At 69.9% G+C, this 23731-nt stretch carries 19 protein-coding genes; 14 read left to right on the top strand and 5 right to left on the bottom strand.

Annotation, left to right across the window (positions count from 1 at the left end):
* Window positions 1-149 precede the first annotated feature (149 nt).
* Window positions 150-1349 (bottom strand): AAA family ATPase, encoded by a 1200-nt coding sequence (locus AB0I66_RS08400; protein WP_363206980.1) that lies wholly within the window; start codon window positions 1347-1349, stop codon window positions 150-152.
* A 190-nt stretch (window positions 1350-1539) separates the two neighbouring features.
* Between AB0I66_RS08400 and AB0I66_RS08395 the strand changes: the two genes are divergently transcribed.
* The 3 genes from AB0I66_RS08395 to AB0I66_RS08385 all read left to right on the top strand — a co-directional run bounded on the left by AB0I66_RS08395 (window position 1540) and on the right by AB0I66_RS08385 (window position 5065).
* Entirely contained in the window at window positions 1540-3951 is a 2412-nt protein-coding gene (locus AB0I66_RS08395; RefSeq protein ID WP_363206979.1) for a phosphoketolase family protein, read from the top strand.
* 86 nt (window positions 3952-4037) lie between these two features.
* Window positions 4038-4394, top strand: a complete 357-nt coding sequence (locus AB0I66_RS08390; RefSeq protein ID WP_363206978.1) for a hypothetical protein — start codon at window positions 4038-4040, stop codon at window positions 4392-4394.
* A gap of 53 nt (window positions 4395-4447) precedes the next feature.
* Window positions 4448-5065 (top strand): TOPRIM nucleotidyl transferase/hydrolase domain-containing protein, encoded by a 618-nt coding sequence (locus tag AB0I66_RS08385; RefSeq protein ID WP_363206977.1) that lies wholly within the window; start codon window positions 4448-4450, stop codon window positions 5063-5065.
* 6 nt (window positions 5066-5071) lie between these two features.
* Here the strand turns inward: AB0I66_RS08385 and AB0I66_RS08380 are convergent, their stop codons facing one another.
* Window positions 5072-5314 carry a DUF6411 family protein gene (locus AB0I66_RS08380; protein ID WP_363206976.1) on the bottom strand — a complete coding sequence of 81 codons (243 nt, stop codon included), beginning with the start codon at window positions 5312-5314 and terminating at the stop codon, window positions 5072-5074.
* A gap of 170 nt (window positions 5315-5484) precedes the next feature.
* Here AB0I66_RS08380 and AB0I66_RS08375 point away from each other — a divergent pair, with 170 nt between their 5' ends.
* Window positions 5485-6708 (top strand): phospholipase D-like domain-containing protein, encoded by a 1224-nt coding sequence (locus AB0I66_RS08375; protein WP_363206975.1) that lies wholly within the window; start codon window positions 5485-5487, stop codon window positions 6706-6708.
* A gap of 47 nt (window positions 6709-6755) precedes the next feature.
* Here the strand turns inward: AB0I66_RS08375 and AB0I66_RS08370 are convergent, their stop codons facing one another.
* Complete coding sequence (locus AB0I66_RS08370) at window positions 6756-7373, bottom strand: hypothetical protein (protein ID WP_363206974.1); 618 nt, start codon at window positions 7371-7373, stop codon at window positions 6756-6758.
* Window positions 7374-7465: 92 nt separating this feature from the next.
* The gene (locus AB0I66_RS08365) at window positions 7466-8548 is read right to left on the bottom strand and encodes a methyltransferase (RefSeq protein WP_363206973.1); all 1083 of its coding nucleotides are present in this window, start codon (window positions 8546-8548) and stop codon (window positions 7466-7468) included.
* Between the two features lie 188 nt (window positions 8549-8736).
* Between AB0I66_RS08365 and AB0I66_RS08360 the strand changes: the two genes are divergently transcribed.
* The 5 genes from AB0I66_RS08360 (at window position 8737) to AB0I66_RS08340 (ending at window position 14351) form a co-directional block, all read left to right on the top strand.
* Window positions 8737-9729: a DJ-1/PfpI family protein gene (locus AB0I66_RS08360; RefSeq protein ID WP_363206972.1), complete on the top strand. Its 993-nt coding sequence runs from the start codon at window positions 8737-8739 to the stop codon at window positions 9727-9729.
* 106 nt (window positions 9730-9835) lie between these two features.
* Complete coding sequence (locus AB0I66_RS08355; protein ID WP_363206971.1) at window positions 9836-10465, top strand: cysteine hydrolase family protein; 630 nt, start codon at window positions 9836-9838, stop codon at window positions 10463-10465.
* A gap of 367 nt (window positions 10466-10832) precedes the next feature.
* On the top strand, window positions 10833-11243 hold the full coding sequence (locus AB0I66_RS08350) for a VOC family protein (RefSeq protein ID WP_363206970.1): 411 nt from the start codon (window positions 10833-10835) through the stop codon (window positions 11241-11243).
* A gap of 195 nt (window positions 11244-11438) precedes the next feature.
* On the top strand, window positions 11439-13841 hold the full coding sequence (locus AB0I66_RS08345) for an excinuclease ABC subunit UvrA (protein ID WP_363206969.1): 2403 nt from the start codon (window positions 11439-11441) through the stop codon (window positions 13839-13841).
* 300 nt (window positions 13842-14141) lie between these two features.
* Entirely contained in the window at window positions 14142-14351 is a 210-nt protein-coding gene (locus tag AB0I66_RS08340) for a hypothetical protein (RefSeq protein ID WP_363206968.1), read from the top strand.
* Window positions 14352-14403: 52 nt separating this feature from the next.
* Here the strand turns inward: AB0I66_RS08340 and AB0I66_RS08335 are convergent, their stop codons facing one another.
* Window positions 14404-14694: a hypothetical protein gene (locus AB0I66_RS08335; protein WP_363206967.1), complete on the bottom strand. Its 291-nt coding sequence runs from the start codon at window positions 14692-14694 to the stop codon at window positions 14404-14406.
* A gap of 297 nt (window positions 14695-14991) precedes the next feature.
* On the opposite strand from AB0I66_RS08335, the gene AB0I66_RS08330 reads away from it, so the two are divergent.
* The 5 genes from AB0I66_RS08330 (at window position 14992) to AB0I66_RS08310 (ending at window position 23731) form a co-directional block, all read left to right on the top strand.
* The gene (locus tag AB0I66_RS08330; RefSeq protein WP_363206966.1) at window positions 14992-16524 is read left to right on the top strand and encodes an alpha/beta hydrolase; all 1533 of its coding nucleotides are present in this window, start codon (window positions 14992-14994) and stop codon (window positions 16522-16524) included.
* A gap of 266 nt (window positions 16525-16790) precedes the next feature.
* Window positions 16791-17954 (top strand): ATP-grasp domain-containing protein, encoded by a 1164-nt coding sequence (locus tag AB0I66_RS08325; RefSeq protein ID WP_363206965.1) that lies wholly within the window; start codon window positions 16791-16793, stop codon window positions 17952-17954.
* Window positions 17955-18079: 125 nt separating this feature from the next.
* Entirely contained in the window at window positions 18080-20782 is a 2703-nt protein-coding gene (locus tag AB0I66_RS08320) for a non-ribosomal peptide synthetase (RefSeq protein WP_363206964.1), read from the top strand.
* Between the two features lie 14 nt (window positions 20783-20796).
* Window positions 20797-21759, top strand: coding sequence for an NAD(P)-dependent oxidoreductase (locus tag AB0I66_RS08315; RefSeq protein ID WP_363206963.1), 963 nt, complete (start codon window positions 20797-20799; stop codon window positions 21757-21759).
* 1 nt (window position 21760) lies between these two features.
* Complete coding sequence (locus AB0I66_RS08310) at window positions 21761-23731, top strand: aminotransferase class I/II-fold pyridoxal phosphate-dependent enzyme (protein ID WP_363206962.1); 1971 nt, start codon at window positions 21761-21763, stop codon at window positions 23729-23731.

The raw sequence follows: 23731 nt of genomic DNA, 5'->3' as shown, positions 1-23731 counted from the left end.
GCGGTCGGCGCGCTGGCGGTCGGTGATCCGGTTGATGGCTGCGGTGTGTCGCTCGGGGCCGGCGGTCGCCGCACCGAGCCACCTCCCGGCCCGGTGCGTCAGCTCGTCGAGTCTGCTCGGTGTCTCGTCCACGCGTTCGCCCCTGACGTTCAGAGCTGGGCCTGCACCATGTTCGCGTCCATGCCGAGTGCCTCGGTGAGGACTCGGGCACGGACGGCGCGCTGGCGGCCGGTCACCCGGTCGATGGCTGCGGTGGAGCGGCCCGCTCCGGCCGCCTCCGCGCGCAGCGTCTCCAGACGCTTGCCCGCCATGGCGAGCTTGTTGTGGGCCTTCTTGATGACCCAGTCGCTCAGCGCCTCGCGGGACTGCCCGGCCATCGCGTCGAGCTGGGTCTCTATCTCCTCGATGGCGTCGGCAAGGTCGAGCGCCTCCTTCGCGTCGGGGTTGACCAGCTGCAGCACCTCGCGCTCGACGGTCGGGCGCTCGGCGGGGGAGTCCCACAGCACATGGGTCAGGACCGACAGGTCGCTCTCGGCCACCGCCGGGCGGTCGTCGAGATATGCGGACGCCTGGAGCAGGCCCACCGCCTGCCGCCACCGGCGGTCGGAGGCGACGAGTTCCTTGCGGCGCAGGGCGGCCCGCAAAGTGCACACCGCGTCCACGATCACGTCGGGGACGGCCACGGCCGGGACGGCTTCGGCCACAGCGTGCTGCAACGCGCCCAGTGCGACCGTGGTCCGCTGCGGCGCCGCGGGCCGGCCGACGGCGGAGCGCACCAGCGCGGCGAAGTTCGAGGGGTCCGCGAGATAGCCGACCTCGATCCGCACCAGGAGCCGGTCGTAGATCGCGGCGGAGTCCTCCCCGGCGGGCAGTTCGTTGCTCGCCGTGATGGCCCCGATCAGCGGGCAGCGGATCGGCTCGCCGCCGCTCTCGGGGTGATAGATCCGCTCGTTGAGGAAGCCCAGCGTCTCGTTCAGGGCCGCCGTGGAGCACTTGAAGATCTCGTCGATGAACGCCACATGCGCGGTCGTGGCACGGCCCTCGAAGACCTGGCGGTACTCGCCCCTGGCCAGCGCGGCGACATCGACGGGACCGAACATCCGGGTCGGCGCGGTGAACTTCGACAGCAGGATCTCCCAGTACGAAGCGCCGTCGACCCGGCCCGTGAGCTCGCGGGCCATCTCGGACTTCGCGGTGCCCGGCGGGCCGAGGATCAGCGAGTGCTGTCCGGCGAGCAGCGTCACCACCAGCGTCCGCACCACGTCGGCCCGCTCGTAGAAACGGTCCGACAGCTCGTCACTGATCGCCCGCAGCCTCTCGGCCGTGTCCTGCGCTTCCGGTGCCCCCACCAGTTCCCCTTCACTTTCCGTACGGCCCGTACGGCCCGTACGGCCCGTTCGCCCGAGCACGATAGCCGTGTAGATCTCTCCCAGTGGGAACCCGGGGGCGTTGAACGTGCGTCCGGCCGACTCCGGGAGGCGTGTGGTCCTGCGCGCCGTTACGTTGAGCGTGGCCGGTCATCTATCGGAAGGAACAGCCATGGGCGACCCCGAGGTGCACCCGGCCTCACCCGCCGAACCACCCTCCGACGCCGAACTGCAGGAGCTGGCACGGTACTGGCGGGCGGCGAACTACCTCTCGGTGGGCCAGATCTACCTGATGGACAACGCCCTCCTGCGACGCCCCCTCGCCGTCGAGGACATCAAGCCACGCCTCCTCGGCCACTTCGGCACCTCGCCCGGCCTCAACCTCGTGCACGCCCACCTCAACCGGGTCATCAAGGCGCGGAACCTGGACACCATCTGCGTCTGGGGCCCCGGACACGGCGGGCCCGCCGTCCTGGCCAACTCCTGGCTCGACGGCACGTACACCGAGACCTACCCCGACATCACCCGCGACGAAGAGGGGATGACCCGCCTCTTCCGCCAGTTCTCGTTCCCCGGCGGAGTGCCGAGCCATGTCGCCCCCGAGACGCCCGGCTCCATCCACGAGGGCGGCGAGCTCGGCTACTCCCTCTCGCACGCCTATGGAGCCGCTTTCGACAACCCGGACCTGCTGTCGGTGTGCGTCATCGGCGACGGAGAGTCCGAGACCGGGCCGCTGGCCGCCTCCTGGCACTCCAACACCTTCCTGGACCCGGTGCACGACGGCGCGGTGCTGCCCGTCCTGCACCTGAACGGCTACAAGATCGCCAACCCGACGATCCCGGCCCGGCTGCCCCAGGAGCAGCTCGACGACCTGATGCGCGGCTACGGGTACGAGCCCGTGCACGTCACCGGCGACGACCCCATGGCGGTCCACCGCGACTTCGCCGTCGCCCTCGACCGCTGCCTGGACCGCATCGCGGCGATCCAGCGCGAGGCCAGGGCCGCCGGGGACGCCGAGCGAGCCAAGGACGCCCCCGCACCCCGCTGGCCCATGATCGTGCTGCGTACCCCGAAGGGCTGGACCGGCCCCAAGACGGTGGACGGCAAGCCGGTGGAGGGCACCTGGCGCGCGCACCAAGTGCCGCTCTCCAACGTCAGGGAGAGCGCCGAACACCGCCGGCAGCTGGAGGAGTGGCTGCGCTCCTACCGCCCCGAGGAACTGTTCGACGCCCAGGGGCGCCCGGCGGCCGGACTCGTCGACATCGCCCCGTCGGGCAAGCTGCGCCTGGGCGCCAACCCGCACGCCAACGGCGGGCTGCTCCTGCGCTCGCTGCCGCTGAAGCCGCTCGAGGAGTTCGCGGTCGACGTGGAGAAGCCGGGCGCCACCCTGAACGAGCCGACGCGGGTACTCGGCGGTTATCTGCGCCAAGTGATGGCCGACACCGCAGAGCGGCGCGACTTCCGGCTCGTCGGCCCGGACGAGACGGCGTCCAACCGGCTCGACGACGTCTACGGGGCGTCCGGAAAGGCCTGGCAGGAAGAGATCCACGACGTCGACGAACACCTCACCCGGCACGGGCGGGTGATGGAGATCCTCTCCGAGCACACCTGCCAAGGCTGGCTGGAGGGTTATCTGCTGACGGGCCGTCACGGGCTGTTCTCCTGCTACGAGGCGTTCGTGCACATCGTCGACTCGATGGTCAACCAGCACATCAAATGGCTGCGCACCACCCGCGAGTTGCCCTGGCGGGCACCGATCGCCTCGCTCAACTACCTGCTGACCTCCCACGTGTGGCGCCAGGACCACAACGGCTTCTCGCACCAGGACCCGGGCTTCATCGGACACGTCCTCAACAAGAGCCCGGAGGCCGTACGCGTCTACCTGCCCCCGGACACCAACACGCTGCTGTCCACCGCAGAGCACTGCCTCGCCTCACGTGACTACGTGAACGTGATCGTGGCCGGCAAGCAGCCCGGCTTCGACTGGCTGAGCCTCGACGACGCACGCGCCCACTGCGCGCGGGGCGCCGGGGTGTGGACCTGGGCCGGCACGGAAGCCCCCGACCAGGAGCCGGACGTCGTCCTTGCCTGCGCCGGGGACGTGCCCACCCTGGAGGTGCTCGCCGCCGCGAGCCTGCTGCGCAGCCACCTGCCGGAGCTCGCGGTGCGCGTGGTCAACGTGGTGGACATCGCGCGGCTGATGCCGGAGGGCGAGCATCCGCACGGCATGCCGGACGCGGAGTTCGACGCGCTGTTCACCCGCGACAAGCCGGTCATCTTCGGCTTCCACGGCTACCCGTGGCTGGTGCACCGCCTTGCCTACCGTCGTGCGGTCCACCCCCACCTGCATGTCCGCGGCTACAAGGAACGCGGCACGACCACCACGCCCTTCGACATGGTCGTCGCCAACGACCTGGACCGCTTCCGCCTGGTCATGGACGTCGTCGACCGGGTCCCTGGCCTGGGCGTGCGCGCGGTCGAGGTACGCCAGCGGATGCAGGACGCGCGGCTGCGCCACCACGCCTACGTCCGTGCGCACGGCGTGGACCTGCCGGAGGTACGGGACTGGTCCTGGCAGGACTGACGAGGTCGCTGCCCGGCTGATGGAGGATGGGGCGGGTCGGCATCGGCATCGGCGTCCGGTGCGACGGGGCGAGGGGTACATCAAGCATGCGAAGAGCCACGCGCACAGTGACGGCTGTCGCCGTCGTCGGCCTGCTGGCCGGCTGCTCGGCTCAGGACTCCGACTCCGCGCGGAACGAGGAGCGGCGGCACACCTACTGTTCCGCGCTGGGGAGTTGGCAGCAGGAGAAGGGCGAGGCGGCAGGCAGCGAGGGTTTCGGCGGCCCCACGGTCGTCGCCGCCGCCAAGCAGCTGAACCAGAACGGGCTCGACCGGGACGGCAGCCGCATTCTCGAAGACACCACGCGGGCGGTCGGCGGCGACACGGACGCCGAGTGGCGCGCCGTCTCCTATTGCGACGACGTGGGCTACGAGACCTTGATGAAGGCGGGCCGGGCAGGCTGATCAGCCGTCGAATATCGCGTGCCGTGGCGTCGACGACGGTGCAGACTCGCCCCATGGCTGACATGGGGGCGTTCCGGGATGCGGTCACCGACTGGGCGGCCGGCGGGCCCGGCGAGACGGCGCGTGAGCTGGCCGTGCGGGCCGGGGTGCGGACGGCGGTGCTGCTCGAGGGCCCGAGCGACCGCGAGGCCGTCGAGGCACTGGCCTCGCGGCGCGGTCGCGACCTGGCCGCCGAGGGGGTGTGCGTCATCGCGATGGGCGGCGCGATGAGCATCGGCCGCTACACCGAGCTCCTCGGGCCGCCCGGTCTCGGCCTGCGCTTGGCAGGACTGTGCGATGTGGGCGAACAGGGCTTCTACGACCGCGGTCTCGAGCGGGCCCGCGCGCCGCGCCAAGGTTTCTTCGTCTGCGTGGCGGACCTGGAGGACGAACTCATCCGCGCGCTGGGCACGGCGAGGGTCGAGGACATCGTCCGGGACGGGGGCGACCTGCGGGCCTGGCAGACCTTCCTGCGCCAGCCGGCGCAGCACGACCGCCCCCGGGAACAGCAGTTGAGGCGCTTCCTCGGAACGAAGAAGGGCCGAAAGATCCGCTACGGCCGCCTCCTCGTCGAGGCCCTCGACCCGGCGCTGACACCAGCCCCGCTCGACGACCTCCTGGCGAGCTTGTGAGCCGGGTCAGAAGGGCATGCGGCCGCGGGTCCGTCGGCCGGCCGAGCCACTGCGGCCCACGGCCTTGGAACTGCTGCGGAACGGCTTGCTGAAGATCCGGCCCAGGATGCCGGGAGCCTTGCTCCCGGCGCGCGAACCGGCTCCCAGAGTGCGCTGGGTTCCCCGCTCGGGGTGCCGGGAAAGACGCGGCACGAAGAACGCGAGAACGGCCAGAACGATACAGACAGCGACTATGCCGACAATGATCACGAAAGGCTCCCTGTGTCGAGGCGTGAGTGCCGTGTGCCCGGCAGGGCGCGGTGTATGCGCGGGGGCCCGACCGGCCCGGCGCGGCGACCGGTACAGTCGGCTCGCCGCTCAGCCCGTGCCGGACCGGGCGCGGCCTGATGACTCCCTTCGCGTACCGGCCAGGTGACACCATGACCAGCACGCAGGAACCGCCCGAGCTGACCCCGGACACGCGGGGTGAGGCAGGCGCGCCGTCCGTGGAGGACCGCGTCACGCGCATACGACGGCGCCTCGAGCGGCTGATAGGCATCGCGGCGACCGAGGGCAACTCGCTCACGCCCCTGCGCAACGGCGACGAGATCTTCGCGGCCATGCTCGCCGGTATCCGCCGGGCCGAGCACACCGTGGACATGATGACCTTCGTGTACTGGAAGGGTGACATCGCTCACCAGTTCGCCGAGGCGCTCGCGGAGCGGGCCCGTGCCGGGGTGCGGGTGCGGTTGCTCCTGGACGGGTTCGGCAGCCGGCTGATCGAGAGCGAGCAGCTCGAGGAGATGGACCGGGCGGGGGTGCAGGTGGCGTGGTTCCGCAAGCCGCTGTACCTGTCCCCGCTCAAGCAGAATCACCGCTGCCACCGCAAGGTTCTCGTCGTCGACGAGGAGAGCGCGTTCACGGGCGGTGTGGGAATCGCGCAGGAGTGGTGCGGCAACGCGCGCAACGAGAACGAGTGGCGCGACACCCATGTCGAGGTCCGCGGGCCCGCGGTGGATGGCATCGCCGCGGCGTTCGCGCAGAACTGGGCGGAGAGCCACGACGAACTCTTCGACGAGCGCGACCGGTTCATCGAGCAGCGCCCGCAGGGCGACGCCATCGTGCAGGTGGTGCGCGGCTCGGCCAGCCTCGGCTGGCAGGACATGCAGACCCTGATCCGGGTGATGCTGGAGTCGGCCGAGGAGCGTGTCCGGCTGTCCACCGCGTACTTCTCCCCGGACGCGTACTTCATCGAGCTGCTGTGTGACACCGCGCGGCGCGGCGTCGTGGTGGAGATCCTGCTGCCGGGACCGCACACCGACAAGAGGGTGAGTCACCTCGCCGGCCAGCACTATTACGAGGACCTCACCGCGTGCGGGGTGAAGATCTTCCAGTACCAGCCGACGATGATGCACGCCAAGATCATCACGGTGGACGGCGTCGCCTCGCTCATCGGCTCGACGAACTTCAACCGCCGCTCCCTCGATCACGACGAGGAAGTCATGCTCGCGGTCCTCGACCCGGAGGTCACCGCGACGCTCGACGGGCACTTCGACGACGACGTGACGGTCAGCGACCTGATCCGGCCGGGCCGCTGGAAGAGACGCTCGGTGCTGCAACGGGCCCGCGAACTCTCCGTACGCCCGATCCGCCGCTTCCTCTGACGAGCCCGAATCAGGGCGCCGGGGTGCCGCGGGCCCGCCGCTTCAGGTCAGCCGGTGATGGCTCCGGTGTACTCCGGGAAGTCCAGGTTCGCGGCCTCGCTGCTGCGCTGCACCGTGACGATGATCTTCTTGCCGTACTTCGTCTCCAGCACGTTGTCGTTGGTCTTCGTCGCGGAGACCCCCGGGGCCAGGCGCCCTTCGAGCGGTTCGGCCCCCTTTTCGAACGCGGTCTGCGCGGCCTCGCCGCCCTTTGTGGCGCCCTCGACGATGAGGGAGATGTCGTCGAGGGCGACGGCCGACTTGCCGGAGTTCGTCAGCTTCAGCCGCACGCGGAAGTCGGTGTTGCCGGGCTCGGCGGACTCCATCAGCTCGGCGTCGTGGTCCGTGAACACCTTCGCCTCGGTGACGGACACCTTCAGGCCGTCGGGCCACGTGTAGGACTCGCCGAACTCCAGGCCCGTCGCCTTCTTTTCGGCTCCGTCCGCTTCGGCGTCCGCGCCCTCGTCGGAGCAGTGCTTCGTCCAGTCGGCCTGACTGATGTTCTCGTCCGCGCAGTCGACCTTCTCGGCGGCCGAGTCCTTCGAGCCGTTCACCGACTTCGAGTCGGCCTTGTCGCCGTCCCCGCCGCCGCACGCGGTCAGAGCGGCCAGCAGCATGGCGGCCACAGCCGCAGTAGCGCGAACGCGCATATGTCCCCCCAAAGTTGTGCCAGGCGGAACACGGTAGATCACCCGCGGTTGAAACGTGGAGTACGTGATCAGGTCGTGACGCGTGTCGCCGTAGCCTCGAGGAGGCAGAACGGTTCCGCCCGCGTCAGCGGGGTCACCGAGGTGAGGGTCAGGTCCGCCCTGCGGCACAGATCCTCGAAATCGCGTCGTGTCCGCTCCCTGCCGCCCACGTTGACCATCATGTTGAGGTCGGTGAGATACGTGAGGCCGGCGGTCTCCGCGTCGACGACCTCGGGCAGGACCGGCTCCACGATCAGCACGCGTCCCGAAGGCGGCAGCACCTCGCGGCAGTGGCGCAGGATCGCGACCGCCTGCTCGTCGGACCAGTCGTGCAGGATGCTCTTGATCAGAAAGGCGTCGGCGCCTTCGGGAACCGAGTGGAAGAAGTCCCCGGCCACCAAGGAGCAACGCCCCGCGACCCCTTGGCGCTCCAGCGTCGCCGGAGCCTGCGCCAGACCCTCCTCCGTGTCGTAGATGACGCCGGTCAGGGAGGGGTGCTCGCGGAGCACCGCGCTCAGCAGGGTGCCGTCTCCGCCGCCTACATCCGTCACCGTGGTGAAGCGCCCGAAGTCGTAGGCGTGCGGCAGGACGGCGGCGGTCGCCCGGACGGCCTGGCTCATGGCCGCGTTGAACTCCGCGGACAGGTCGGGGGAGTCCTTGAGGTGGGCGAAGAAGTCCTTCCCGAAGATCGCGTCGAACGCGACGTCTCCGGTGCGGACGCTGTCGTCCAGGTGCTCCCAGGCACGCAGCATCGTCGGCTCGGTGAACATCCGTACCAGCGAGGTGATCGAGTCGGGGCGCCCGGGGTCCAGCGTCGCGCCCGCCGGGGTCACCGAGAACGAGCCCGCGGTGTGTTCGCGCAGCAGCCCGAGGCTCGCCAGGGCGCGCAGCAGCCTGGTCATGGGCTGGGGGCGGGCCCCGGCCTCGGCGGCCACTTCGGCTGCCGTCCGCTCCTTGTCGCCGATCAGTTCCATCACCCGCAGCCGGACGGCGGCGCGCACGGTCTGCGCGGCGAGGCTTCCGAACACGAGCTGGGCGACCAGCTCCCGGGCGCCCTCGTCCCGGACGCCCTCGGAGTCGCTGTCGTTCGTCGTGGTGTCGTCGTACGCCATCGTTGCTTCCCTTCGACTGATGCTGACGCCCCTTGGTCGTGCGCCCTCAGCCTCGCCGAAGCGGGAAGCGGCCGTATTGGACGAATGTTCCCTCCGGCGCACGACCGGAAGTGATGTCCGGATGCGATGTCCGGATGTGACAGAGAACCGTCATTGCGGCCATCGGCCGGCGCCGTGAGGATGGGGGCATGCCCACTCCGCACCGTGTCGTCATCGCGGTCTTCCCCGATGTCGACCTCCTCGACGTCACAGGACCGGCCGAGGTCTTCGCCCTGGCCGGCCGGGAGACCGCGGGCCGCGCCGGCTACCAGGTCCGCCTCGCGGGGCCGGTCGCCGGTGAGGTCCGTACGTCGGCGGGGGTGCGGCTGGTGGCCGACCTGGGTTTCGACGAGGTCCGCGGGCAGGTGGACACCCTTCTGGTGCCCGGCGCGGTCGACATGACCGACAAGGGCCCGGTCGCCCGCATCGACGCGGACGTCGTGGACTGGGTGAAGGCGACCGCTCCGCAGGCCCGCCGGGTGGCTTCGGTGTGCGTGGGCGCGCACGTGCTCGCCGCAGCCGGACTCCTCGACGGGAAGACGGCGACGACCCACTGGTCGACGGCCGCCCAGCTCGCCGCCGAGCACCCGGCCGTCGTCGTCGACCCCGACCCCATCTTCGTGCGCACCGACCGGGGCCGGTTGTGGACCGGGGCCGGGATCAGTGCCTGCCTGGATCTCGCCCTGGCGCTCGTGGCCGAGGACCAGGGCGAGGAAGTGGCCCTCGCGGTGGCCCGGCAACTGGTCATGTACCTCAAGCGCCAGGGCGGTCAGAGCCAGTTCTCCGTGCCCCTCAGCCGCCCCGCCTCCGCCCGCCGTGACATCGACGAACTGCGGCTTTGGATCGCCGAGCACCTCGACGGGGATCTGTCGGCGGCGGCACTGGCGGCCCGGATGTGCCTGAGCGAACGGCACTTCGCCCGGGTGTTCAAACAGGAGACGGGCACCAGCCCGGCGGACTACGTGGAAGCCGCCCGCGTCGAGGTGGCGCGCCGCCTCCTGGAGACCACCGACGGACCGCTCGACCACATCGCGACCGCCGCCGGGCTCGGCTCGGTGGAGACGCTGCACCGCGCGTTCAACCGGCAGCTCGCCACCACCCCGGCGGCCTACCGCCGCCGCTTCCGCATCCAGCCCACCTGATCGCACCACCCCTCAGGCACACCAACACACAGGCACACCAACACACAGGCACACGGGCGAGCCCCGCGGCTTCGCCATGCCTCATTCACGAAAGGTTCCGCACCTCATGAGCACACACACGAACCAGCCCTCCACCACCCTGCGCGCCGTGATCGGCCTGGACGTCCAGCCGCCGCGGCTGAGCGAATCCGCACTGATCCTGATCGACTTCCAGAACACCTACCGCACCGGCGTCATGGCTCTGCCCGGCGCCGAGGAGGCCCTCGCGGCAGGGGCCCGCCTCCTGGAGCGGGCCCGTGCCGCGGGCACCCCGGTCGTCCACGTCCTCAACGACGGGGGCGAAGGCACTCCCTACGACATCCGCGCGGACATCGGGGCCATCAGCGACGAGGTCGCCCCGGTGGAGGGCGAGGCAGTCGTGGTCAAGCAGTTCCCCAACTCCTTCCACGCCACCGACCTGGAGAAGACGCTGACCGATCTGGGCATCGCCCCGGGCAGCGGCAAGGACCTGGTCCTCGCCGGCTTCATGACGCACATGTGCGTCAACTACACCGCTCAGGGCGCCTTCAACCTCGGCTACCGCCCCACGGTGGTCGCCGAAGCCACCGCCACCCGCGCGCTCACCGCCCCGGACGGCACCGTCCTGCCCGCCGCCGCGCTCCAGAGTGCCGCGCTGACCACCATCACCGATCTGTTCGGCATCGTCGTGCCCACTGTCGAGGCGCTCCCCGCCTGAGTGCGGGGCCTGCGGGGCGCGGGATGACACAGGGGGTTCACATCGTGTCGTAGGACACGTCATTACCCGGCTTCGTCCTGGGTAGGGAGTGCGTGATCGCCTGGGCTCGCGCCCGGGAAGCAACACCGGAACCACGGAGGTACCCATGTCCTCGAAGCGACGTCGCAAGAAGAAGGCCCGCCGCAAGAACGGCGCGAACCACGGCAGCCGCCCCCAGTCCTGACGACGGGCGCGGCGATCGGGGGCGGCACCCTTTGGTGCCGCCCCCGAAGCATGTCCTGACCAGGCCGACCACGACCTGACCGCGGACCGGACCGGTCAGGAATCGAGAAGCGCCGGCCGTCGAGCCCCGCCTAGCGTGAACTCCATGGACGTCACCATTCACGCGAGCTTCCTCCCGCACAGCGACCCGGACGCCTCCCTGGCCTTCTACCGCGACTGCCTCGGCTTCGAGGTCCGCCACGACATCGGATACGACGGGATGCGCTGGATCACCGTCGGCCCCGCGGACCAGCCCGGCACCTCGATCGTCCTGCAGCCCCCGGCCGCCGACCCCGGCATCACCGATGCCGAGCGCCGCACCATCGACGAGATGATGGCCAAGGGGACCTACGCCGGCATCCTCCTGACCACCGCCGACCTGGAAGGCACCTTCGCCCGGCTGCGGGCCGAGAACGCCGAGATCGTCCAGGAGCCGACCGAGCAGCCCTACGGCGTACGCGACTGCGCCGTCCGCGACCCCGCCGGCAACATGCTCCGCATCCAGGAGCTGCGCTGAGGGCGGCGGCCCCGCGATCGTGCGGCCTCCGATCGCGCGGCCCCGATCCGGCGCCGCAAGCGGAAGGGCAGCGACCCGTTGCCGCGATCACGCCGACGAAGTAGAACCTGACGTAGTGCTCGACGAAGATCGGATCGAGCCAGGCGACAACGACGGAGACCGCGCGGGCGGCTCCGCCCGACAGATGGAGAGACCATGAGCCCGGCCAAGAGAAAGACCACGCAGTCGCCTGCGCTCCACGCCGCCGACAGCCACGACTTGATCCGTGTGCACGGCGCGCGTGTGAACAACCTCAAGGACGTCAGCATCGAGCTCCCCAAGCGGCGCCTGACGGTGTTCACCGGCGTCTCCGGGTCGGGCAAGAGCTCACTGGTGTTCAGCACGATCGCCGCGGAGTCACAGCGGATGATCAACGAGACGTACAGCGCCTTTGTGCAGGGCTTCATGCCGACGCCGGCGCGCCCCGAGGTCGACGTACTCGACGGTCTGACGACGGCGATCATCGTCGACCAGCAGCGGATGGGCGCCGACCCCCGCTCCACGGTCGGCACCGCCACCGACGCCAACGCGATGCTGCGCATCCTCTTCAGCCGGCTCGGCAAGCCGCAGATCGGCCCGCCCAGCGCGTACTCCTTCAACACCGCGTCGGTCAGGGCGAGCGGCGGGATCACCGTCGAACGCGGCGACGCCAAGACCAAGACCGTGAAGGCCACCTTCAACCGCACCGGCGGCATGTGTACGCGCTGCGAGGGCCGGGGCAGCGTCTCCGACATCGACCTCACGCAGCTCTACGACGACTCCAAGTCGCTCGCCGAGGGCGCGTTCACCATCCCCGGCTGGAAGTCCGACAGCCAGTGGACCGTGCAGGTCTACGCCCAGTCCGGCTTCGTCGACCCGGACAAGCCGATCCGCAAGTACACCAAGAAGGAACTGCGGGACTTCCTCTACGGGGAGCCGGTCAAGGTCAAGGTCAACGGCGTCAACCTCACCTACGAGGGGCTGATCCCCAAGATCCAGAAGTCGTTCCTCTCCAAGGACAAGGAGGGGATGCAGCCGCACATCCGGGCCTTCGTGGAGCGCGCGGTCACCTTCACGACCTGTCCCGAGTGCGATGGCACCCGTCTCAGTGAGGGGGCCCGGTCCTCGAAGATCAAGAGAATCAGCATCGCCGACGCCTGCGCCATGGAGATCCGCGACCTCGCCGAGTGGGTCCGCGGCCTCAAGGAACCGTCCGTGGCGCCGCTGCTCACCGCGCTGCAGCAGACCCTCGACTCGTTCGTGGAGATCGGCCTCGGCTACCTCTCGCTCGACCGGCCCGCGGGCACGCTGTCGGGCGGCGAGGCCCAGCGCGTCAAGATGATCCGCCACCTCGGCTCCTCGCTCACCGACGTCACGTACGTCTTCGACGAGCCCACCATCGGCCTGCACCCCCATGACATCGAGCGAATGAACAAGCTGCTCCTCCGTCTGCGGGACAAGGGCAACACGGTGCTCGTCGTCGAGCACAAGCCCGAGGCCATCGCGATCGCCGACCACGTCGTCGACCTCGGGCCCGGCGCCGGCACGGCGGGCGGAGCCGTCTGCTTCGAGGGCACCGTCGACGGGCTGCGGGCCAGCGACACCGTCACCGGCCGTCACCTCGACGACCGTGCGTCCCTCAAGGAAGCCGTCCGGGAGCCCACCGGCACGCTGGAGATCCGCGGTGCCACCCGCCATAACCTGCAGGGCGTCGACGTCGACATCCCGCTCGGGGTGCTGTGCGTGGTCACCGGCGTGGCGGGCTCCGGCAAGAGCTCCCTGATCCATGGCTCCGTCCCCGCGTCGGCGGGGGTGATCTCGGTCGACCAGGCGCCCATCAAGGGCTCGCGGCGCAGCAACCCGGCGACGTACACCGGGCTCCTGGAGCCGATCCGCAAGGCCTTCGCCAAGGCCAACGACGTGAAGCCGGCGCTGTTCAGCGCCAATTCCGAGGGCGCCTGCCCGACCTGCAACGGCGCGGGCGTCATCTACACCGACCTGGGGATCATGGCCAGTGTCGAGACCCCCTGCGAGGACTGCGAGGGGAAGCGGTTCCAGCCCGCGGTCCTCGAATACACCTTCGGTGGCCGGGACATCAGCGAGGTGCTCGCGATGTCCGTGGCCGAGGCGGAGGAATTCTTCGGCGCGGGTGAGGCGCGCACCCCGGCCGCGCACAAGATCCTGGAGCGGCTCTCCGACGTGGGGCTCGGCTACCTCAGCCTCGGCCAGCCGCTCACCACGCTGTCCGGCGGCGAGCGCCAGCGGCTCAAGCTGGCCACCCACATGGCGGAGAAGAGCGGGGGGCAGCAGATCTTCGTGCTGGACGAGCCGACGACCGGCCTGCACCTCGCCGACGTGGAGCAGCTGCTCGGGCTGCTGGACCGTCTCGTCGAATCGGGGAAGTCGGTCATCGTCGTCGAGCACCACCAGGCGGTCATGGCGCACGCCGACTGGATCATCGACCTCGGCCCCGGCGCGGGACACGACGGCGGCAAGATCGTCTTCGAGGGCACGCCCGCGGATCTCGTCGCGGAGCGCTCCACGCTCACCGGCGAGCACCTCGCGGCTTACGTCGGCTGACGGCTGACGGCTGACACCCGGGCCGGGCGCAGAGTATGGACCGGCGAGCTGCCGCGCGGCCGACTCGCACCGATCTGTCACTCAAACGTGTGCCGCACTTTCAAGAGCGACACTGACGCCGAAGGTCGGCGTTGAATGGGTGCGAGCACCAATTCGAGGACCGCGCCCAGACGATCCATGGAGTCAGTGACCTGCCTCCGACGCTCCATTAAGCCCGTGGCATAGGCATGCCGCGGGCTTAATGCCGGACACGGGCGCATTCCTGAAGTGCCGGGAGCGGAAAGGATCGTTGGACTGCGCATGAGCGATGCGGGGAACGGGGTCCCTTCGCCGCGGCCGCCCCGTGCCGAGACCAGGACCGGCGGCGGCGGGGAGCCTGCTTCGCAGTCCCCGATCTATGACGCGCTGGTACGTGAGTGGCAGGCCCAGAACCGTGAGGTGCCGCGTGCTCCCGCCCCGCGCTCACGCTGGGAGCGCGTCGACCCGCAGGACCTCTTCCACCGGGGCTGAGCGGCTGTGCTGTCGTCGCCGGGGGCGGGGCGCGATGAACTGCCGTGCCCCGTCACGTGAGAGGCGTCGCCGGCTGGGCATGGGTGCTGAGCCAGCGGCAGATCGCGAGGGCGACGGTGTCGTCGAGCGTGCTCAGCGCGTCGATGGCCTTGGCGTCATCGGGGTGGGGAGGGATGCCGGCCGTGGTGAGCGTCGCGTGCAGGCTCAGGCGGTGTCGGTCGCGGGGCGTGAGAACGGTCGGGGCGGCCATGTCCAGGCGCTGCGCCGGGTCGGGCGGCGGCAGCAGGAAGTCGGCCTCCGCGTCCCAGTCGACGGTCGGCAGGATGGTGGCGGGTGAAGTCATGGCGGCTTCCTCACGACGTGCGGGCAATGCCTGTGCCGGTGAGGAAGCGGTCGGGCGGCCATCTGGTTGCACCGGGCCCCTCACGACACCCGAACGCGGTAATCGCCGGGCGCCGGGCCATATGAACTGCTCGCGAGGTCCGTTGAGCACTCCTACCAACGGAGTAGACACAAGTCCCCTACATGGCACGTGAGTTGGAGACGTTCGGACCTTCCGGATGAGTCGCGGGCAGGGCCCACCAGGACAAGATCGGTCACGTCCCGCAATGCCGCATTGTCCATCGGAAGGATCGTCCGCATGCAAAGACGACCGCTCGTACCGCTGTTGGCGGTGAGCGTGATGGCGGCTCTGGCGCCCGGCCTGGCCGCGACCCCGGCAAGCGCGAGCCCATCGGCCCGCTCGGCACCCGCCGCCGCGGCAGCCGAGGCCCTGCGTCCGTACACCCGGCAGAAGCTGGTCTGGAAGGCGTGCGGCGACGGCGCCCCCGCCGCCCTGCGGTGCGCGACCCTGAAGGTTCCGCTGGACTACCGCGCCCCCGGCGGCCGGCAGATCGACGTCGCGATATCCCGGCTCAGGACCAGCGCCCCCGGCAAGCGCCACGGCGTACTGCTCTCCAACCCGGGCGGCCCGGGCGGCCCCGGCCTGGAGATGCCGCTCGAACTGGACCGGCAGCTGCCCCAGCGGGTGAAGGACCGGTACGACCTCATCGGGTTCGACCCCCGGGGTATCGGCAGGAGCACACCCGTCCGGTGCGGGATCAGCGCCGAGGAGAACACGCTGCTGCGCCCGCTGCGGACGTTCGACAAGAACGTCGTATGGGCCAAGACCGTGGCCGACAAGTGCCGTTCGAAGGCGGGGGACACCCTTCGGCACATCACCACCCGCAACACCGCGCGCGACATGGACGTCCTGCGGGCAGCCCTGGGCGAGCGCAGGATCTCGTACTACGGAGTCTCCTACGGCACCGCCCTCGGCGCCGTCTACACGCAGCTCTTTCCCCGGCGCGCCGACCGCTTCGTCCTCGACAGCGCCGTCGACCCCGAGCGGATGTGGCGCGAGATGTTCCGGGTCTGGACCACGGAGGCGGAGCGGGCGTTCGCGCGGTGGACGAAGTGGACCGCCGCGCGCGACGCGACCTACGGCCTGGGTGACACGCCGGCCGCGGTGAGCAAGACCTTCTGGGACGTGGTCGACAAGGCCGACCGGGACCCGATCGTCGTCGACGGGATCCCGCTCGACGGCGCCGGTGTGCGGGACCTGGTGCGGGCGGAGTTCTTCACCGTCCGCGACGCGGCCGAGCGGGTCGTGCGGCTGAAGGAGGCAGCCGGTGGCGGCGCGCAGGGCGCGGACCTCGCCGAGCCTCCGGAAGAGCCCGACATCTCGGCCACCCTGGCCGTGGTGTGCGGTGATGCGTCCTGGCCGAGCGACCCCGAGACGTACCGCGCGGACTCGGTCCGGGACGCGGCGCGGTATCCGCTGTACGGGGACTTCGCGGCGGGCGTCATGCCGTGTGCCTTCTGGGGCAAGCCAGTTGAGCCCGCCACCGAGGTGAACAACAAAGTCCCGGCGCTGATCGTCCAGAACGAGTGGGACTCGCAGACCCCGCTGGTCACCGCCCGCGCCATGCACCGCCAGCTGAAGGGCTCGCGCATGGTAACGGTCGACGAGGGCGAGGGTCATGGCGTCTACTCGACGAATCCGTGCGCGGATGCCACTGCCGACACCTATCTGGCCACCGGTAAGCTCCCGGCTGCCGACGTGACATGCCGGGCGACCCCGGGCGAGCGTCGCGCCGCGTCCTCGCTCCCGGCTCCCGGGCCCCTCGGCTGACCGCCGAAACCGCGTTCTGACAACGCCCGGAGCGGACGGCGGCGATTGTCTTCCGCTCCGGGTTATTTTGCCTGTTCCGGTGGAATTGTGGTGCGTGGAGCTGCGGCGGAATGAATCATTCCATGCCTATTCGACTAAAGCTTTACTTGTGAGTTAAATCACATCTCGCCAAGCAAATGATCATGATTTTGCATATCCACACGGCTGTGACCCGTGTGACAGGATGCGACGAGTTGCTTGGCTAGCTTTATTTCGGGGAGACAAGCATGCCGACGATGATTGTCATCGGTTACAGAGATGACCTGGACCAAGTTCTCCGGCGCAGGGGATTGGATCCCTGCTATATCGTGCAGGCGCCTTTCGGTGCTCCGAAGGGGCGACGCTTCAAGCGGGTCGCCGACATCGAAAACATCCAGGAAGTATGGCGTGCGGTACTTTCCGCGCAGGTCGACGATGTGGCGGGAGTGCTCACCGTCCACGAAATGGGCGTATTCAGTGCCACCTATTTGCGGCAGCAGCTGAATCTCCCCGGTAACATCGACTCGCGGTCCGCCCTGAATTTCCGGGACAAATATCTCCAGAAGAGCATGCTGCCGCCGCACGTAAAGCGGGCCCGCTGTCGGTACGTATCGAAGGACACTTCATTCCTGGAGCTCTCCAGGGAACTGGGTGACGTCTTCGTCATCAAGCCGGCGATCGGCGCCGGATCGCTGCGCACGAGCATCGTGCGATCTCCGGAAGAGCACGCGCGAGCCTTGGAACTCTTCCCGGGCCAGTCGGACGTCGAGATCGTCGCCGAGTCCTTCGTCGATGCCCCCGAGGTCTACATGGACGGCATCTGGCGAAACGGCCGTCTCCAGTGGTCGTCCATGAGCAGCAACCACATTGCGCCGCTCAGCGCCGTGCAGGGCGGCATCCTGTCCGCGCACATCCTGGACCGCAGACTGCATCCGGACCTGTTCCGGCAGGCCGAGCAGCTCGCCGGGGAAGCACTTGGCGGCCTCGGCGCACCGGACTGCGTGTTCCACATGGAGGCCTTCGCGCGGGAAGCCGGGCTGACGTTCGGCGAGTGCGCCATCCGGCTTCCGGGGGCGCTGTCCCCGCAGGTCAATCAACTGACCTTCGGTGTCGACCTCTTCGACGTGGAAATCAGCCTCGCGCTCGGCGAGGAGCCGGCGCGGATCCCGGACGGCCGGGTGCCCGACCGGTTCTATGGATACATTCTCCTGCGCCGCTCCGGCGACGGCACATTGACCCAACAGGATTTCGAGCGCAACTTCTCCTTCGACGAAATTACCTACCCCTTGTCGCCCGACGCGTCGATCGGCCCGTACGGCCGATACGGGCAGGCGATCGTCTCCGACCCGGACGAACTGAAGCTGCAGAAGACGATCGACGAGATCGTGCGCTTCAACGAGGTCGGCGCCTGACGATATCCGCCCACAGTCATGGTGATTTTCTCTGATCGGAGGTCGTCATCCCCATGCCGAAACCTATGTCGGAACCAATGCCGCAACCTATGCTGGATCAACGTCATGCTTCGACGCTCCCGCAATTGCTCGAGAGTGCGGCGCGGGACGCATCGCGAGGCATCACCTTCATCGGCGGGTCATTCCTCTCGTACGCCGAGTTGCGGGAGTGTGCTCGCCGGATCGCCCAAGGACTGCGCGACCATGGCACCGCACCGGGCGAGAGGGTATTGATTTCCGCCCACGATCCCGAGAATTTCTTCCGCGCTTTCTGGGGGTGCGTCCTGGCCGGTGTCGTGCCCTGCCCGGTCGCGCCGCCCGCCGACCCCGCCCGGTGGCGTACACAACTGGAGCACCTCCGCACGCTGTTGGCCGACCCGCTGGTGATCCTCTCCAAGGAGTCCCAGGGCGACCTGCCCGAAGTCGGGCTGCGAGCGCTGACGGTGGAGGAGCTGAGCCATGCCGCCGCCGACGACGACCAACCCCACGCGCCCGCCCCGGACGATCTCGCCGTACTGATGCTCACCTCCGGGTCCACCGGATCGAGCAAGGCGGTCAGGCTCACCCACGCCAACCTCCTCGCCGCGCAGGCCGGGAAGGCGGGGGCGCTGGACCTGGGGCCCGAGGACACGTCACTGAACTGGATATCGGCCGACCACATCGCCGCGATCGAGGCGAACCTGCTGCCGATGTTCAACGGAGCCGACCAGGTCATGGCGACTCCGGCCACGGTGCTCGCGAACCCCGTCGAATTCCTCCGGCTGCTCGCCGCCCACCAGGTGAGCGTCACGTTCACGCCCAACTTCCTGTTCGGGCAGATCAACCAGGCCCTCGCGCAACGCCCGCTCCCGCCGGGTGAGTTGGACCTGTCACGGGTGCGGCACATCATCTCCGGCGGCGAGGCCACCGTGACCGGTACCGTCCGGGCGTTCCTCGACGCCCTCGCGCCGCACGGCCTGCGCCAGGACGTGATCGTGCCCGCGTTCGGCATGACCGAGACCTGCGCGGGCAGCGTCTTCAACCGTAAGTTCGCCGCCCGCGACCTGGACACGGAATTCCCTCCGCTGGGCCGTCCCGTACGGGGCCTGCGCATCCGCGTCGTGGACGGCGACGGCACGGTCCTTTCCTCCACCGACGGGCCCACCACGGACGGGTCCGGCGAGGTGCAGCTGCGCGGCACGATGGTCACCGACGGCTACCACGGCAATGCGCAGGCCACCGCGCAGGCCTTCACCCCCGACGGCTGGTTCCGCACCGGGGACCTGGGCCGCCTGGACCTCGAGGGACGGCTGACGCTGGTCGGCCGGACGAAGGACTCCGTCATCGTGAACGGCGTCAACTACTACAGCCACGACCTGGAAGCGGTCATCGACGAACTGGACGGCGTGCGGCGCGGCCAGGTCGCCGCCTTCCCGATCCGGCCCGAAGGCGCCGATTCGGAGCAGCTCGCCGTCGTGTTCGTCCCCGCGGGCGACCCCGCCGACGACTCGGCCGTCTACCGGGCCCTGGTCGCGATCCGCAGCTCCACGGTGATGCACTGGGGCTTCCGACCCCAGCTGATCCTGCCCGTCGCCGAGGCAGAGATCCCCCGCGGCAACCTCGGCAAGATCCAGCGGTCGAAGCTGCGGGCCGCCGTCGAGGCGGGTGACCTCGACGCCGCCATGCGCCGCTCAGAGCAGGTGAGCACCCGCTTCCTCGGCGCATACGTGGCGCCACGGGGCGACGTCGAGATCACCCTGGCCGACGTCTACGCCCGCGTCCTGAACACCCGGAGGGTCCCGGCGACCGCCAGCTTCTTCGACCTGGGCGGCACCTCGCTCGACGTGCTGCGGCTCAAGCTGGAGATACAGACCGAGTTCGGCATCGACGACGTACCGATGTCCACGCTCCTGCAGGCCCCCAGCGTGCGGGCGCTGGCCGGCCGCCTGACCGCCGCACGCGGCGCCGGCGGAGACTCCGCCTACGACCCGTTGGTGCCGCTGCAGGTCACCGGGGACGGCACGCCGCTGTTCTGCGTCCATCCCGGCCTGGGGGAGGTGCTGGTGTTCGTCAACCTCGCCAAGTACTTCACCGGCGAGCGGCCCTTCTACGCGCTGCGTGCCCGCGGATTCGGGCAGGGCGAGAGCCACTTCGCCTCCTTCGACGAGATGGTCACCACCTATGTGGAGGCGATCCGGAGGACCCAGCCGAGCGGGCCGTACGCCGTGGCCGGCTACTCCTACGGCGCGGCCGTCGCCTTCGAGATCGCCAAACGCCTCGAGGCCGACGGCGACGAGGTCAAGTTCGTGGGCGTCTTCAATCTGCCGCCGAGCATCTCCGGCCGCATGAACGAGATCACCTTCACCGACGGCGCGATCAATCTGGCACTGTTCCTGGAACTCATCGCCCCCGCCGACATCGAGGGCCTGACCGCCACCCTGCGCCCGCTGCCCGAGGCCGACCAGCTCGCCCACCTCGTCGACCACGCGCCCAAGCGGCGCCTGATCGAACTCGACCTGACCGTCCAGCAGTTCACCACCTGGGTGCACCTGGCGCAGAACATGGTGCACCTGGGCCGCACCTACGAACCCGCGGGAACGGTCCAGGACGTACGCGTCTTCTACTGCACCCCGCTCAAGGGCACCAAGCAGGAGTGGCTGGACGACCAGCTGCGTCACTGGGACGACTTCACCCGCGACCCCAACCGGTACATCGAGGTCGACGGCGAGCACTACACGCTGATGAGCCCGCAGCACGTACAGACCTTCCAGGCAACCTTGCGGCACGAACTGAGCCAGGCGCTCGGCTAAGGACGGACACAGGAATGCACGGCAAGAAGATTCTCGTCACGGGTGGCACCGGGCAGGTCGCGATGCCTGTCGCCGAAGCGCTCGCAGCGGACAACGAGGTGTGGTGTCTGGGCCGGTTCGGTGACCCGGACGCCCGCAAGGCCCTGGAGGAGATGGGCGCGCACACCTTCACCTGGGACATGGCCACCGATGAACTGACCGGTCTGCCCGGCGACTTCACCCACGTACTGCACTCGGCGGTGCACCGGGGCGACGGCAAGGACTTCGCGGAGACCGCGCGCGTCAACGCCGCGGGCACCGCACGCCTGATGACCCACTGCGCCACCGCCGAGGCGTTCTTGTACGTCTCGTCCGGAGTGGTCTACAACCGGGCCGACCGCACCCATCGCTACCGCGAGGACGATGCCGTGGGCGGCGCGGTGCCCTGGCTGCCGACGTACCCCGTCGGCAAGCTCGCCGCCGAAGGAGTGGCGCGGGGCCTGGCCGAAGCGCTCGGACTGCCGACGGTGATCGCACGGCTCAACATCGCCTACGGGCCGTACGGCCACGGCGGCGTCCCCATGATCCTGTTCCGGCAGATGCGCGCAGGGCAGCCGTGCGCGGTGCCGCGGCAAGGGCAGAACCACTGCAATCTGCTGCACACCGATGACCTCGTCCGGCAGGTGCCACTGCTGTGGGGCGCGGCGCGGACACCCGCCCGGGTGGTGAACTGGGGCGGGGACGAGGAGGTCGGCATGACCGACCTGCTCGAGTACATGTCCGCGCTCACGGGCGTGCCGGTCCAGCTGGACCGCAGCGACTACAGCCGCGAGACCGCGATCTTCGACCACGAGGTCCGCCGGAGTCTGATCGGCGACTGCTCCGTCGACTGGAAGGCGGGCATCGCCCGCACCCTGGCCGAGCTGTTCGAGGAGTACCGCGACCGCGTCGAGGCCCACGTCGGCCCGCACGCGACGGAGCGAGGAGGGGAGCACTGACATGCGCAGGCCCACAGACACGGAGGCACTCCAAGAGGCGCTCGGTGCCGCCCTCGGAGGCCGCGAACCGGTGGGGGCCCTGGCCCGACTGGCCGGAGCGAACGGCGCCTTCGGCACCTTGAGCGCCGAGATCATGGAGCGCCCCACCCTGATCGGCGGCTCGGCCCTCTACCACCCGACCAGCCCCGCTCCCTCCGCCCACGCCGTCGAGGAGCTGGTGCGCCGCGCCGAGGCGCTGGACGTGCGGCAGATCCTCGTGCCCAACGTGCGCCGCACCGACGACTCCCGCACGCTGCGCGCAGCCGGCTTCGTGCCCCTGGCCGCCGATTCCGAGTGCGTCGTACGGCTGACGGGGGACGTGGACGACGTGCTGCGTGCCCGTCTGGGCGGCGGGCGACAGCGCGCCCTGCGCCGCCGCCATGAGGCGCTCTCCCGCGACCTCACCTGGGAACGCATCCGCCTGAGCGAGCTCGGCGGGGCGCTGTGGGCGCGCGATGCCTTCGTGGAACTGCACCGGCGGCTGGCGGAACGCAACGGCGGCGGCCACAACCCGTACGACACCGGGGCCCTCGACGCCCTGGCGGGCGGCGCGTTGGCCGACCGCACGGAGATGCTCGTGCGCCGCCGGGGCACCACCGTCGTCCAGGTCGCACTCACCACCAGGTCCCACAACGGCCGTGGGCTCTACCACCTGACCCAGGCCACCGATCCCGACGCCTATGCTGCCGCGCCGAGTGATCTCCACGCCGCGGCCCTGTACGGGCTGTACCTCGACGCCAGACGTGCGGGCCTGCACTGGGTCCACCTCGGCCCGGGGGATGCCGACGACAAGCGCGGCCTCGGAGCCGACCTGTTTGTGCCCCTCGACCATTGGCTGCTGGCCGAGAACAGCAAGGCCCCGGAGGCGGCAGGGGCGGAGCCGGCTCTGTCGCGCTTCGCGGCTGCGCCCGTCACGACCGTGCCGGTCCCGGGCCCGGCCCGCGCCCGCCGTCAGCCGCGGTTCGACACCATCGACCTGTCGAGCAACACCAACCCGTTCCTGGGCGCCACGGGCCAGTACCCCCATCTCGACACGGCGGAACTCGCCCGCACCTACCTGGACACGGTCTCGCAGCTGCCCGGCCACGCGGGCACGGACACCCTGACAGCGGACCATCTGCTGTTCTCCAGCGGTTCGGTCGACGGCGTCATGCTGCTCCTGGCGGCCCTCGCCTCGCCCGGTGAGAGGGTGTGCGTCACGCCGCCCACCTTCCCGCTCTACGCCCACTTCGCCCGCCTGCTGCGCCTGCCGCTGGTCGAAGTGCCGCTGCGCGGCGACGACTTGTCCGAGCTCGACACGGAGCGAATCCTGGCCGCCGATCCGCGGGTCACCATCCTGTGCGATCCGAACAACCCCGTGGGGACCAGGCTCGACCCGGAGCGGGTGCGGGCACTCGTCACCGGCACGCGAGGCCTTGTCGTGATCGACGAGGCGTATGTCGAGTTCAGCGAGAAGCCCTCGTACGCCGGTCTCGTCGCCGAGCACGACAACCTCATCGTGCTCAGAACGCTCTCCAAGGCCTGGGGGCTCGCCGGCGCGCGGTGCGGGATCGCCCTGGCGCACCCCGGGATCATCGAGGCGCTGCGGCGGGTGCAGGTGCCCTTCGGGTTCACCGACGCGTCGCAGGCCGCCGTGCGGGACCGGCTGACCCACACACGCCGGGTGCTCGCCAGCATCCGGCACATCCGGGCCGAGCGCGACCGGATGGCCGGGAGGCTGGCCGAACACCCCGCGGTGGAGCGGGTGTTCCCCTCCGAGGCCAACTTCCTGCTGGTGCGGCTGCACAAACACCAGCGGGTCATGGAGCAGTTGCACCACGCGGGGATCGTGGTCGCCGACGTCGGTTTCCTCATCCCCGACACCTGCCGCGTCTCCATCGGCAACCGGCGCGCGAACGACGCGCTGCTCGCCGCGCTCTCTGCCGCTCTGTGA

This window comes from Streptomyces sp. NPDC050439 (genome assembly GCF_040655335.1).
GTDB lineage: Bacteria > Actinomycetota > Actinomycetes > Streptomycetales > Streptomycetaceae > Streptomyces.
Note: the sequence above shows the minus strand (reverse complement) of the source record. Positions and strands in the feature narration are given on the sequence as shown.